The organism is Pseudomonas sp. 2995-3, assembly GCF_002742565.1.
Lineage (GTDB): Bacteria > Pseudomonadota > Gammaproteobacteria > Pseudomonadales > Pseudomonadaceae > Aquipseudomonas > Aquipseudomonas edaphica.
This window is the reverse complement of the sequence record NZ_LJSB01000451.1, coordinates 1-230: the sequence shown is the minus strand read 5'-3', so window position 1 is coordinate 230 and position 230 is coordinate 1. Positions and strand designations below refer to the sequence as shown.

The following is a 230-nucleotide window of genomic DNA, read 5'->3' as shown; positions in this document are numbered from 1 at the left end:
TTTAAGTAGGCAGTGACATCATCAGCTTGAAAATGTGTTTGGCTATAGGATAAATGGCGTGCCGCCTTTAAATATAGCTTTTGAAAATACTCCATATCTTCACCGGTAAGGTTATTACTTTTCTTATGTAACAATTGCGTATAATTTTCAAGTTGCTTCCAATCTTCACGGTGTTGCTTAACAAACTGACTAACATTCATTCAAGACACCTTCCTTCAATGGAAAAAACT

1 protein-coding gene is annotated in these 230 nt (G+C 35.2%); it reads right to left on the bottom strand.

Annotated elements, in window-relative coordinates; all coding sequences use genetic code 11:
* A partial coding sequence (locus AOA62_RS31655; protein ID WP_218244259.1) for a hypothetical protein occupies positions 1-200 on the bottom strand: 200 nt, incomplete at its 3' end.
* Between the last annotated feature and the right edge of the window lie 30 nt (positions 201-230).